General features: G+C 35.6%; 13 protein-coding genes. 8 read left to right on the top strand and 5 right to left on the bottom strand.

Annotated elements, in window-relative coordinates:
* Positions 1 to 8 precede the first annotated feature (8 nt).
* The 7 genes from hypB to hypA are packed head-to-tail and all read left to right on the top strand — an operon-like array spanning position 9 to position 5,213.
* Positions 9 to 740, top strand: a complete 732-nt coding sequence (hypB, locus tag CLAN_RS05475; protein ID WP_096014409.1) for a hydrogenase nickel incorporation protein HypB — start codon at positions 9 to 11, stop codon at positions 738 to 740.
* Positions 740 to 1,018, top strand: a complete 279-nt coding sequence (locus tag CLAN_RS05470; RefSeq protein ID WP_100590783.1) for a HypC/HybG/HupF family hydrogenase formation chaperone — start codon at positions 740 to 742, stop codon at positions 1,016 to 1,018. Before hypB ends, CLAN_RS05470 begins: the two co-directional genes overlap by 1 nt.
* A 6-nt stretch (positions 1,019 to 1,024) precedes the next feature.
* Positions 1,025 to 2,053, top strand: coding sequence for a DNA cytosine methyltransferase (locus CLAN_RS05465; protein WP_100590782.1), 1,029 nt, complete (start codon positions 1,025 to 1,027; stop codon positions 2,051 to 2,053).
* Positions 2,032 to 2,787 carry an Eco47II family restriction endonuclease gene (locus CLAN_RS05460; protein ID WP_100590781.1) on the top strand — a complete coding sequence of 252 codons (756 nt, stop codon included), beginning with the start codon at positions 2,032 to 2,034 and terminating at the stop codon, positions 2,785 to 2,787. Before CLAN_RS05465 ends, CLAN_RS05460 begins: the two co-directional genes overlap by 22 nt.
* Complete coding sequence (hypD, locus tag CLAN_RS05455; protein WP_086224128.1) at positions 2,787 to 3,875, top strand: hydrogenase formation protein HypD; 1,089 nt, start codon at positions 2,787 to 2,789, stop codon at positions 3,873 to 3,875. Before CLAN_RS05460 ends, hypD begins: the two co-directional genes overlap by 1 nt.
* Positions 3,876 to 4,859 (top strand): hydrogenase expression/formation protein HypE, encoded by a 984-nt coding sequence (gene hypE, locus CLAN_RS05450; RefSeq protein ID WP_096014413.1) that lies wholly within the window; start codon positions 3,876 to 3,878, stop codon positions 4,857 to 4,859.
* A gap of 12 nt (positions 4,860 to 4,871) precedes the next feature.
* On the top strand, positions 4,872 to 5,213 hold the full coding sequence (hypA, locus tag CLAN_RS05445) for a hydrogenase maturation nickel metallochaperone HypA (protein ID WP_096014414.1): 342 nt from the start codon (positions 4,872 to 4,874) through the stop codon (positions 5,211 to 5,213).
* Here the strand turns inward: hypA and CLAN_RS05440 are convergent.
* From CLAN_RS05440 to rpsO, 5 genes are all read right to left on the bottom strand, one after another.
* Complete coding sequence (locus tag CLAN_RS05440; RefSeq protein ID WP_096014415.1) at positions 5,210 to 6,238, bottom strand: hypothetical protein; 1,029 nt, start codon at positions 6,236 to 6,238, stop codon at positions 5,210 to 5,212. The two genes, hypA and CLAN_RS05440, sit on opposite strands and share 4 nt — an antisense overlap.
* On the bottom strand, positions 6,238 to 7,254 hold the full coding sequence (queA, locus tag CLAN_RS05435) for a tRNA preQ1(34) S-adenosylmethionine ribosyltransferase-isomerase QueA (protein ID WP_100590780.1): 1,017 nt from the start codon (positions 7,252 to 7,254) through the stop codon (positions 6,238 to 6,240). The genes CLAN_RS05440 and queA overlap by 1 nt, the downstream gene beginning before the upstream one ends.
* Positions 7,247 to 7,996 carry a twin-arginine translocase subunit TatC gene (tatC, locus tag CLAN_RS05430; protein ID WP_096029940.1) on the bottom strand — a complete coding sequence of 250 codons (750 nt, stop codon included), beginning with the start codon at positions 7,994 to 7,996 and terminating at the stop codon, positions 7,247 to 7,249. The genes queA and tatC overlap by 8 nt, the downstream gene beginning before the upstream one ends.
* Positions 7,996 to 8,487: a Sec-independent protein translocase protein TatB gene (tatB, locus tag CLAN_RS05425; RefSeq protein WP_096018429.1), complete on the bottom strand. Its 492-nt coding sequence runs from the start codon at positions 8,485 to 8,487 to the stop codon at positions 7,996 to 7,998. Before tatB ends, tatC begins: the two co-directional genes overlap by 1 nt.
* Positions 8,488 to 8,593: 106 nt before the next feature.
* Positions 8,594 to 8,866 (bottom strand): 30S ribosomal protein S15, encoded by a 273-nt coding sequence (rpsO, locus tag CLAN_RS05420; protein WP_086233386.1) that lies wholly within the window; start codon positions 8,864 to 8,866, stop codon positions 8,594 to 8,596.
* 171 nt (positions 8,867 to 9,037) lie between these two features.
* Between rpsO and ileS the strand changes: the two genes are divergently transcribed.
* Positions 9,038 to 11,791 (top strand): isoleucine--tRNA ligase, encoded by a 2,754-nt coding sequence (gene ileS / locus CLAN_RS05415; RefSeq protein ID WP_100590779.1) that lies wholly within the window; start codon positions 9,038 to 9,040, stop codon positions 11,789 to 11,791.
* Positions 11,792 to 11,831 lie beyond the last annotated feature (40 nt).

Raw genomic sequence — 11,831 nt, 5'->3', positions numbered from 1 at the left:
GAGAAAATATGTGTAAAGATTGCGGTTGTAGCATGGGAAACCATAGCCATCACGACCATACTCACCATCATGATCATCCAGCTTTAAATGAGAAAAAAACAGTAGAAGTAGTAACCAAAATATTACAAGAAAACGACCACGAAGCTGCTCACAATAGAGCGCATTTAGACGAATATGGGCTATTGTGTGTGAATTTGATGAGTAGTCCGGGAGCTGGGAAAACCACGCTTTTAGAAGCTACTATAAAATCAAGTGGCCTAAGAGTTGGGGTAGTTGAGGGGGATTTAGAGACCAATATGGATGCTAATCGCATTATAAACGCAGGCGGCAAGGCTCATCAGATTAGCACTGGCCAAACTTGTCATTTAGATGCTTTTATGGTGCATAATGGCTTACACCACTTGCCACTTAAAGAGCTTGATTTGGTATTTATAGAAAATGTTGGAAATTTAGTTTGCCCAGCTAGTTATGATGTGGGGGCTCACCTTAATGCTGTCTTAATCAGTGTGCCAGAAGGGAGCGATAAGGTGGCTAAATATCCTGTTATGTTTAGGGCGGCTGATATAGTGGTGATAACGAAAACTTCGCTATTAGAGCATTTTGATTTTGATATCAATGAGGTAAAAAAAGAGGCCAAAAAGCTAAATCCAAAAGTTGATATAATAGAAGTCGATAGCAAAACAGGCCTTGGCATAGATAAGTGGATAAATTATTTAAAAATGAAAAAGGAATTAAAATAATGTGCCTTAGCATACCATCAAAAGTAATATCAATAGATGAGAATAATTTTGCCATTGTTGAAACTCTCGGCGTTAAGCGTGGGGTGAGTTTGGACTTGATAGCTGATCCTGTATCGGTGGGGGATTATGTGCTGATACATGTGGGATTTGCGATGGAGAAGATAGATACCAAATACGCTTTAGAGAGCTTGGAGATTTATAAGCAGATCGCAGATGATATGAATAGTGGCAAAATACCATCTGATGAAGGCGATATGGGCTTAGCAGCGTTGAAGTAGAGATTGATGTTTAAAAGTATTGAGTTATTTGCTGGTGGCGGAGGTATGGCTCTTGGATTAGAAAGAGCCGGTTTTGCTCATATAGGTTTAATAGAAATAGATAAATCATCTGTTAAAACTTTATTGGCAAATAGACCCAATTGGAATGTTATTTGTTATGATATTGCTGAAATTTCATCTTGTGATTTAGAGAGCAAATTTAATATAAAAATCAAAGAGTTGGATCTATTATCTGGTGGATCGCCTTGTCAGAGCTTTAGTTATGCAGGCAAGAGGCTTGGGCTTGAAGATACTAGGGGGACTCTATTTTATCATTATGCTTTGTTTTTAAAAAAATTACAACCTAAGATGTTTTTATTTGAAAATGTCAAGGGGCTTTTAACGCATGATAAAGGCAATACTTTTAAAATTATTTGTGATATTTTTTGCGAACAAGGCTATAATATAGAATATAAAGTGCTAAATGCGCTTGATTATGGTGTAGCGCAAAAAAGAGAGCGTTTGATTGTAGTTGGAATTAGAAAAGATTTGCAAGATAAGGTATTTTTTACTTTTCCTAAAAAGCACGATAAAAAGCTGGTTCTAAGAGATATTTTACAAAATGTCCCAAAAAGCCAGTGCGCTAAATACTCAGAGCAAAAAGAGGCTGTTTTTGCTCTTGTGCCTGCTGGTGGGTATTGGCGTGATATAGATCCAAATATTGCTAAAGCCTATATGAAAACTTGCTGGAATATGGCTGGTGGTAGAACTGGAATTTTAAGGCGACTTAGCTTTGATGAGCCAAGCCTAACTGTGCTTACAACACCGCAAATGAAGCAAACTGACAGGTGCCACCCAAGTGAGATTAGGCCATTTAGTGTAAGAGAAAATGCTAGAATTCAATCCTTTCCAGATGAATGGCAGTTTTGTGGCTCTATGGCAGAACAATACAAGCAAATAGGTAATGCTGTGCCTGTGAATTTGGCTTATGAAATTGGTAAAGAGATAATTAAATCATTAAATGGAGAAACGAAGTGGGGCGAGAGTTTATTTTAGACTTTATATCAAAAACAGACTTTGAAGAACATGTTTTAAAAACTTTAAACGAGTATCAAGAAGTGTTAAAAAGTATTGATTTAAGCAAATTTAATTCAAATATAATCGACCCTATAAAATTGCTTTTTGATAAACATATTTATGTTAAAAGTTATGAAGAAATTATAGCCTTGGAGTTACAAAGACAAAGAGATAAATCAAATAATAACTCTATTGGATATTTTCATCAAAATATTTTTCAGTATATTAAAGGTTGCGAAGTTCCAAAAAGTGGCTGGGATATAGTCTTTAAAGGCGAAAAAAACTCATATTTTGTCGAGCTGAAAAATAAACACAATACCATGAATAGTTCATCAAGTCAAAAGACATTTATGAAAATGCAAAACCATCTTTTAAATTCTAAAAATTCCAAAGATATTTGTGCTCTTGTAGAAGTAATAGCTAAAAAATCAGCAAATGAGCCTTGGATAATAAGTCTTGATGGACAAAGGCAAACTAGCAATGAAAGATTACGCAGAATTTCTATTGATAAATTTTACGAAATTATAACAGGTGATAAATTTGCTTTCAAAAAAATTTGCGAACAATTACCAAAAACTATAGAAAAACTACTAAAGCAAAACCTACATTTGCAACTACAAAAAGATAGCGTTTATAATGAACTTAAAAAGATTGATAAAGATATTTTAACAGCTCTTTATAAGTTAGCATTTAAAACATATGAAGGATTTTAATGGATTTGATAAATAGTTTTAGAGATAAAGATAAGATTTTAGCTTTAAGCCAGATAATCAAGCAAAGAAGCAAAAAGCCATTAAATATTATGGAGATTTGCGGCGGTCATACTCATAGTATAATGAAATTTGGCTTACCACAATTAGTAGGAGAGAATATCAATTTCATCCACGGGCCAGGCTGTCCTGTGTGTATAATGCCTAGAAGTCGCATTGATGAGGCTATAGCGATTGCTAGTATAGATGGGGTGATATTTTGTACCTTAGCTGATATGTTAAGGGTACCAGGGAGTAAAGGCTCTCTATCCGAGCTTAGGGCTGATGGGGCTGATATTAGGGCTTTATACTCGCCACTTGATACAATCACAATAGCCAAAGAAAATCCAGATAAAAAGGTTGTATTTTTTGCTATTGGATTTGAGACCACCACGCCTATGAGTGCAGTGGTGGTAAAACAAGCTGTTGAGTTGAATTTACAAAATCTATTTATACATATAAACCATGTCACAGTCCCAGCACCAGTAAGGGCTATAATGAGTGATAAAGATGTGAAAATAGATGCGTTTTTGGGTCCATCGCATGTGAGTGTGATTACAGGTAGTAAAATTTATGAAGAGCTAGCAAATGAGTTTAAAACGCCTATTGCGGTGAGCGGATTTGAGCCTTTGGATCTTATGGATAGTATATTAAATTTAGTCAATCAGCATGAAAATGGCACCCATAAGGTCTATAATGAGTATGCTAGAGTGGTTAGCAAAGATGGTAATTTAAAGGCCAAAGAGCTAATAGATAGATATTTTCAGCCGTGTGATTTTGAGTGGAGAGGGCTAGGCGTTATCAAAGATAGCGGATTAAGACTAAGAGATGAGTTTAGCTACTTGGATGCTAAAAAATATTTTAATGTAGAAGTAGGCGAATCTAAGGAGTCTAAGGCCTGTATCTGCGGTGAAATTTTGCGTGGCAAGGCTAAGCCGTATGATTGTAAAGTCTTTGGCAAGGTGTGTAATCCGCAAAATCCTATTGGTAGCTGTATGGTAAGTGGCGAGGGCGCTTGTGCGGCGTATTATAAATATAGCAAAAGAGGATAGATGAAAAAGATATTATTAGCTCATGGTGGTGGTGGGCAAGAGATGAATGAACTCATAAATGGGTTGATTTTTAGGATTTTTGATAATGAAATTTTAGCCCAAAGCAATGATAGTGCGATTTTAAATTTAAGTGGTAAAATAGCCTTTAGCACCGATAGCTTCGTAGTAAGCCCTACTAAATTCCCAGGTGGCGATATCGGTAAAATCGCAGTTTGTGGGACGATAAATGACCTAGCAATGGTAGGGGCAAAGCCTAGATATATTAGTTGCGCTTTGATTATAGAAGAGGGGCTTGGTATTGATGAGCTTAAAGAGATCTTAAATAGTATGAAAAGCACGGCTGATGAGGCTGGAGTTAGCATAGTTTGCGGTGATACTAAGGTGGTTAGCAAGGGGAGTTGTGATAAGATTTTTATCAATACTTCAGGTATTGGAGAGATTATCAAAGAGTCTAGAGTGGAGAATTTAAAAAGTGGTGCGAAAATCCTTTTAAGCGGCGATGTAGGTAGGCATGGTGCTGTGATTTTAGCAAATAGAAATGAGCTAAATTTGGATTTGCAAAGCGATTGTAAGCCTTTAAATAATGTAGTTGAAGCGCTTTTAAATGCTAATATCGCTCCTCTTGCTATGAGAGATGCGACTCGTGGCGGACTCTCAGCTGTCTTAAATGAGTGGGCGAAGGCTTGTGGGCGAGATATCAAAATTAGCGAAGATAGTATCGCTGTGAGCGATGAGGTGATGGGAATTTGTGAAATTCTTGGTTTTGAGCCTTATGAGCTTGCTAATGAGGGGACTTTTGTCTTGGCCGTTGAGCCGCAAGATGAGATGAAGGCAGTTGAAATTTTAAAGAAATTTGATCCAAAATCAAATATCATAGGTGAAATTTTAGATAGTAATAAGGCAAATGTGATTATACAAAATAGCTATGGTGCTTCTAGATTTATGGAGCCACCAAAGGGTGAGTTACTACCTAGAATTTGCTAAAAAGGAGATAATATGCACGAATTAGCTATAGTTCAAGAGTTATTTAAGCTTTGTGAAACAAATGCGATGAAACATAAAGCAACAAGAATAACCAAAGTAGAGATTGAAGTAGGTAGATTAAGTGGAGTAGAGGCTCACTACTTGCAAAGTGCCTTTGATGCATTCAAAGCTGATACTATCTGCTCACAAGCCAAACTCATCATCCACCCTAAGGATATAACAATCCAATGTAATGAGTGTGGCGCTCAAAGCATTCTTTTAGAAAATGAATTCCTATGCCCAAAATGCGGCTCAAATTCGCTTGAAGTTATCAGCGGAGAGGATATGTATTTAATGCGCCTTGAGATGGATTAACCCACTAGCTTAGCGATATCATCAGTAGTGTATGGTTGATACAAAATCTCATCACCAAAGCTACTGGCTATATCATCATAGTCGGAGTTATCACTGATGATTATGACTTTAAATCCTTTGGTTTTTTGCCACTGCGTTATCAAATTTATCTCATTGTGTGGTAGTTTTTTGAGTATTTTTGCTTGTATAAATACAAAATCTGGCTGATAACACATATCTATTATATGATTTTTCACACTCTCCCAGCTATATTCTGGCTGCGTAGAGACGCCATAGACGCTAAGATCTGCTAAAAGTGTGAAAAATCCAGTTTGGCTCTCATAGGCTATTATGGCTTTTTTGGGTGTTGTTGGCTTGATGATTAGTGGCTCATCTAGCTTTTGCATTGTTATGTTAAATGAGAAGATTGAGTTATTGGCTTTGGAGCGAAATTCAATCTTTGATCCAAGTAAATTCGCATAATCAGAGGCGATATTAAGGTATTTGTAATTTATATTTTTGCTTTTATTTTCAAGTGATTTTTCTATATCGCTGCTATTTATGCTGGTTGAAGTTTTGATTGAAATTTGATACTCATTTGGATTTTTGGTAGGTTTGAGTGATAGCAAAATGGAGCTATTGCTTACACTTTTATTGACAAAGCATAAAAGATTGTGTGTAGCATTTGTTATGGCTTTGAAATTTGCGTTAAAATATCTAGCTTGTCTTGGCTGATAGCTAAATATTATTGAGTTTTGATTGTGCGCAGCTAAGGTGTGAAGCACTCTAAAGAATAGCCCTATACGCTTGATAAAATCCCCATTTTCGGACTTGTTTTTGAAAAATGTTAAATTTAACTTGGCTAAATTTTTGTTTTGTGTGTGGATTAATTTTTGATTTCTATTTTGGACTGGGCGCTTATTGATAACTATTAGTATCAAAACTAAAAATAGTAAAAAACTAAATGCTATATACTCTTTGGTATCAACCATTTCATCATTTGCTAATAATAAATTTGCTATAAAAATTAAAAATACTACTCTCATCATATCACCAACATTGCATCACCATAAGAGTAAAATTTATACTCTTTTTCTATGGCTTGTTTATAAATTTCTTTGACATTATCTAATCCGACAAAACTCGCTACTAGCATAATTAGCGTTGATTTTGGTAAGTGAAAATTTGTTAGAAGGTAGTTTTGTCTTTTTGGTGGATTAGCAGGGTGTAAAAATAGATCACACAAACCATTTTTAACCCCATTTTTATAAAAATACTCAACACATCTTGTCACAGTTGTCCCCACGCCTAAAATCGCTCTATCGCTATTTATAGCTTGGATTGCTTGATCGCTCATAGAGTAGATTTCGCTATGAATTTTATGCTCTCTAATATCGCTACTCTCAACTGATTTGAAGGTTCCAGCACCGACATGGAGAGTGATATATGAGATATTGTGTTTGGATTTTAAATTCTCTATCATCTCATCACTAAAATGTAAGCTCGCAGTTGGGGCTGCTACGGCGCCACTATTTTTAGCAAATACGCTTTGATACCAAATTTCATCGCTTTTTTCATCATCTCTTTTTATGTATGGCGGGAGTGGAATATGGCCGATTTGATCTAAAATTTGGTATAAATTTGGCGTATCTAATAGCTTATTATCTTTATAAAATTTAACCACTCTATACTCATTTAAAATATCACAAATCTCACAGCTTAGACCATTATCAAATTCCAATACCGATCCAACTTTTATTCGACCTTTGATTAAGGTGCTAAACTTGCCATCGCCTAAAGGCTGATTAAGTAGCAACTCTACAGCCCCGCCGCTACTTTTTTTGCCATAAATTCTAGCTTTTATCACCTTTGTATCATTAAATATGATATCGCAAGGCGGCAAAAATTCCATTAAATTGCCAAATTTAGTGTGAGTTATCTTAGAGTTACTTCGGTCATAGATAAGCAAATTCGCACTCTCTTTGGGTTTAGCTGGCGTTGTAGCGATGAGATGAGAGGGCAACTCATAATCATAGCTACTTAAGGCAAATATATCACTCATCGCCATCTTCTTTTTCTTCATCTTCATTTGATTTTGATGCTGGATTGACTAATTTAGCAATCAAAATCGATAGAGCATAAAGCCCTATTAAAGGGACAGCAAGCATAAATTGACTAAGCACATCAGGCGGAGTCATAATCGCAGCAAAAATAAATATCCCAACAATCGCATATCTAAAAAATCCCTTTAAACTCTCATCGGTTATAACGCCGATTTTAGCTAAGAAAAATGTAATAACAGGAAGCTCAAAGCTAATCCCAAAAGCCACTACAATCTTAGTGAAAAACCCTACATAATCCCCAATGCTAGGGAGTGCTTGAAATAGTGTCCCACCAAAATTTATAAGAAAAGCAAAGCCAACAGGCACTACAAAATAGTAGCAAAACGCAGCCCCTACAATAAACATAATTGTAGCGCTTAGCACAAATGGAATCACATATTTTTTCTCATTTTCATATAGACCTGGGGCTACAAATAGCCAAAATTGCCAAAATATAATTGGCAAAGAGAGTAATAACCCGGCAAAAAACGCCACCTTCATAGCTGTAAAAAACGGCTCAGCAACTTGAGTGAAAATGATATTACTACCATCTGGCAAAACCGCTTTAAGCGGAGCAGTCATAAAATCAAGCAAAGGAGCCCAAAAGTTAAAGCATATAATAAAACATACTATCACAGATATAGTACTTATCAATAGACGCTTTCTAAGCTCGATTAAATGTGGTCTTAAATCTTCAAACATTAGGCCTCTTTTTGAATTTGATCTTTTGATAACTCGTTTGGAGTGGTATTTGTAATTTGTGGATTTGGGGATAAATTTTTTGCTGTTTGCGATCTATCTTGGCTCTGTGTTTCTAGGTCTAATCCGGCGTTTAATTTGTCAATCGGATTTAAATTTGATATCTCATTTTGGATATCAGCAAGGGATTTTTGAGTTGTTTGAGATATGCTATTTACGCTGCTTTTTAACTCATCAAGCTCTTCTAAGGTGAGCTTTTTTCTAACGCCATCTATGCTCGTAGTTAGGCTATCTTTGTATTTTTTGGCATCTTCTTTTAATTCGGCTATCTTAATCTCTTGTTCAAAAGTGCTTTTGGCGCCATTGATTGTCTGTTTAAAAACCTTAAAAAATTTAGCTATATTGACCATCGCACTTGGCAGTTTATCAGGGCCTAAGACTATAACAGCGATAACAGCGATGATGATTATTTCGCTGATTCCCATTCCAAACATAAAAAATCCTAAATTGAAATTTAAGTTGGTATTTTACAATTTTTTTGCTTAATAGATATTGATTTATGTAGTTTGTGTATAAATAAGCCCCATAAGGGGCTTTGGATTATTTGTCTCTTAGACCTAATTCAGCTATTAACTTAGTGTAAGTTTCATATTTGGTAGCTTTTAGGTATTTTAGTAGTCTTTTGCGGCGACCGACTAATTTTAATAGACCTAGTCTTGAGCTAAAATCTTTTTTATTTACTTTTAGGTGTTCAGTAAGCTCTGAAATTCTAGTAGTAAGAAGTGCTATTTGAACTTCTGATGAGCCTGTGTCTCCACTTTTTCTAGCGAATTTCGCAACTATTTGAGCTTTCTTAGCCGTATCTAAAGCCATATTTGACCTCCTGAGCGGTATAAAATTGAGCGGTGATTATATCATAATAAGCCAAAATTTTGCTTAAAAAAGTGGTTAGAATAGTTTATATATTAAATTTGGCGATTTTTAATTAAGTTTTATTTATTTTTTGATAAAATCAACAAATTTTTTATCATTAAAGGTATTATTATGGATTATAAAGATACTCTTTTGTTGCCTGTTACTGACTTTGCTATGCGAGGCAACTTACCGCAAAACGAACCAGCAAGATATGCTAAATGGGATGAAAATAGAGTCTATGAAAAGATGAAAAAATCCAGGCAAAATGCTACTACTAGCTTTAATATCCACGATGGCCCGCCGTATGCTAATGGGCATCTTCATATAGGTCATGCCTTAAATAAAATTTTAAAAGATATAATAGTCAAAACTCACTATTTTTTTGGAGAGAGTGTTAGATATACTCCGGGTTGGGATTGTCATGGATTGCCGATTGAACAGCAAGTAGAGATAAAGCTTGGGGATAAAAAACACAATATGGATAAAGTCGCTATAAGAAGCGAGTGTAGGGAGTGGGCGGCCAAATTTATAGATATCCAAAAGGCTGAATTTAAATCACTTGGGGTTATTGGGGATTGGCAAGATCCATATATGACTATGAAATTTAAATTTGAAGCAAATATATATAGAACTCTATGCGAAGTAGCAAAAAAGGGACTTTTGATAGAGAGAAGCAAGCCGGTATTTTGGAGTTGGGCAGCTAGAAGTGCGCTTGCAGAGGCCGAGGTGGAGTATGCTGATAAAGAAGATTATAGCTTATATGTAGCTTTCAAATTAGACGATGACGCATCTAAAGCGATTGGAATTGATGGGGCTAGGGCGGTTATATGGACGACTACGCCTTGGACTTTGGTGGCTAATCAAGCGATCAGTTTAAATCCAAATGAAATTTATTGCGTTACTAGTGATAAGTTTATTTTTGCTAAGCCTTTACTTGAAGTTTTGGTAGCCCTTGGGCTTACAAATGGGGAGATTATCAAAGAGTTTAATTCTCAAATATTAGAGAATTTAAACGCTATAAATCCACTAAATGGTAGAAAATCCAAATTTATTCTTGGCGAGCATGTTTTGATGGATGGTGGGACTGGGCTAGTTCATACAGCACCAGGGCATGGCGAAGATGACTATTTTGCTAGTCTTAGATATGGTATAGAGGTTATAATGCCTGTTGATGAAGCGGGGCTTTATGATACGACTCTTAAGAGCAAAGGATTGCTACCAAGTGATATTGTAGATGAGTTTATCGGTATGCATATTTTTAAGGCTAATGATAGGATTATCGAGCTTTTGGGTGATGCAGTTATAAAAGTAAGCAAATTTACACATAGCTATCCATTTTGTTGGAGAACGCATAAACCTGTAATTTATAGAGCTACTAAGCAGTGGTTTATCGCTATGGATGAGCCAAAATTAGATGGCAAAACGCTTAGACAAACGGCACTTGAAGCCTTAAATAGCGTGAAATTTTATCCTGAAGCTGGGGTAAAAAGGATAACTTCAATGATAGAAAATCGCCCAGATTGGTGTATTTCACGCCAAAGAGATTGGGGCGTGCCTATAGCGTTTTTTAGAGATAAAGCTACTAAAGAGGTGATATTTGATAGTGAAATTTTAGATCATATTGCTAAAATTTTTGATGAGAAGGGTGCTGATGCGTGGTGGAGTATGAGCATTGAAGAGCTATTGCCAAGTGGATCTAAATTTAAAGCTGATGAATTAGAAAAAGTTATGGATATTTTAGATGTTTGGTTTGATAGTGGCTCTACATGGAATGCTGTGTTAAATAGCGGTGATTACGATGCGGGTGGCTATCAAGCAGATATCTATCTAGAAGGTAGCGATCAGCATAGAGGGTGGTTTCAAAGCTCGCTTTTATTAAGCTGTGCAATAAACCAAAAAGCACCTTATAAAAGTATCTTAACTCATGGATTTACCGTGGATAAAAATGGCGAAAAGATGAGTAAATCTAAAGGCAATGTGATTGCCCCAGATGCGGTGGCTAAGGAATTTGGTGTAGAAATTTTGCGTTTGTGGGTTAGCCTTAGTGATTACTCAAGTGATTTAAAAATTGGCAATGATATCTTAAAACAAGTTGCTGAGCAGTATAGAAAAATTCGAAATACCATAAGATTTTTACTAGCAAATGTAAGTGATTTAAAAGAGCTAAATTATGAATTTGGAATCTTAGATAGATGGATTTTAGCCAAAGCTAGTAGCTGTTTTGATGAGGTTAGTAGCTGTTTTAAAAACTATGAATACTCTAAGGGTTTTAATATTTTATTGAATTTTTTAAGTGGGGATTTGAGCGGAATTTATTTAGATATCTGTAAAGATAGATTATATTGTGACTCTATAGATAGCACTAAAAGAGCTAGCTCGCAAACGGCGATGGTGATTATAACTAAGGCGCTTTTACCGCTTATTGCACCGACTTTGACCTACACGATAGATGAGGCATTAGAGTATGCGCCTAAGATTATTAAGGGTGAAGCTAATGATGTGTTTGATCTAGTATATGAAAAAATTGAATTTGACTCTCAAATAGATGATGGATTGCTTAAAGAGAGCAAGGAGAAATTTAATGAGATAATAGATAATCTCAAAAAAGATAAACTCATAAAATCAACTCTAGAGTTAGAAATCCAAACTAATAGCGACTATATTTTGTCTTTAAATAGCGATGAGATCGCAGATTGGTATATGGTAAGCAAGATTGGAGCATTTAGGATTGGTAGTGATATTTTGGCTGAATTTGTAGTAGGTGATAGTAGATTTGTGATATCTAAATCAGATAAATTCAAATGCCCAAGGTGTTGGAAATTTGCTGCTATTAGCGATGATTATTTATGTGATAGATGTTTTGGGGTGATGAGTGCTAAGTGAGCCAGTAGGAGCTGTGACTATAGTTGTTACTATAGGGATT

Origin of the sequence: Campylobacter lanienae NCTC 13004, from assembly GCF_002139935.1 — a bacterium.
Taxonomy (GTDB): Bacteria; Campylobacterota; Campylobacteria; order Campylobacterales; family Campylobacteraceae; genus Campylobacter; species Campylobacter lanienae.
This window is presented reverse-complemented; position numbering and strand designations above follow the sequence as displayed.

Excerpts from the sequence above, each read along its gene's own strand:
- ileS (WP_100590779.1), top strand. The coding sequence starts at position 9,038 with ATGGATTATAAAGATACTCTTTTGTTGCCTGTTACTGACTTTGCTATG.
- queA (WP_100590780.1), bottom strand. The coding sequence starts at position 7,254 with ATGAGTGATATATTTGCCTTAAGTAGCTATGATTATGAGTTGCCCTCT.
- tatB (WP_096018429.1), bottom strand. The coding sequence starts at position 8,487 with ATGTTTGGAATGGGAATCAGCGAAATAATCATCATCGCTGTTATCGCT.
- hypA (WP_096014414.1), top strand. The coding sequence starts at position 4,872 with ATGCACGAATTAGCTATAGTTCAAGAGTTATTTAAGCTTTGTGAAACA.
- rpsO (WP_086233386.1), bottom strand. The coding sequence starts at position 8,866 with ATGGCTTTAGATACGGCTAAGAAAGCTCAAATAGTTGCGAAATTCGCT.
- hypE (WP_096014413.1), top strand. The coding sequence starts at position 3,876 with ATGAAAAAGATATTATTAGCTCATGGTGGTGGTGGGCAAGAGATGAAT.
- hypD (WP_086224128.1), top strand. The coding sequence starts at position 2,787 with ATGGATTTGATAAATAGTTTTAGAGATAAAGATAAGATTTTAGCTTTA.
- CLAN_RS05470 (WP_100590783.1), top strand. The coding sequence starts at position 740 with ATGTGCCTTAGCATACCATCAAAAGTAATATCAATAGATGAGAATAAT.
- tatC (WP_096029940.1), bottom strand. The coding sequence starts at position 7,996 with ATGTTTGAAGATTTAAGACCACATTTAATCGAGCTTAGAAAGCGTCTA.
- hypB (WP_096014409.1), top strand. The coding sequence starts at position 9 with ATGTGTAAAGATTGCGGTTGTAGCATGGGAAACCATAGCCATCACGAC.
- CLAN_RS05465 (WP_100590782.1), top strand. The coding sequence starts at position 1,025 with ATGTTTAAAAGTATTGAGTTATTTGCTGGTGGCGGAGGTATGGCTCTT.
- CLAN_RS05440 (WP_096014415.1), bottom strand. The coding sequence starts at position 6,238 with ATGAGAGTAGTATTTTTAATTTTTATAGCAAATTTATTATTAGCAAAT.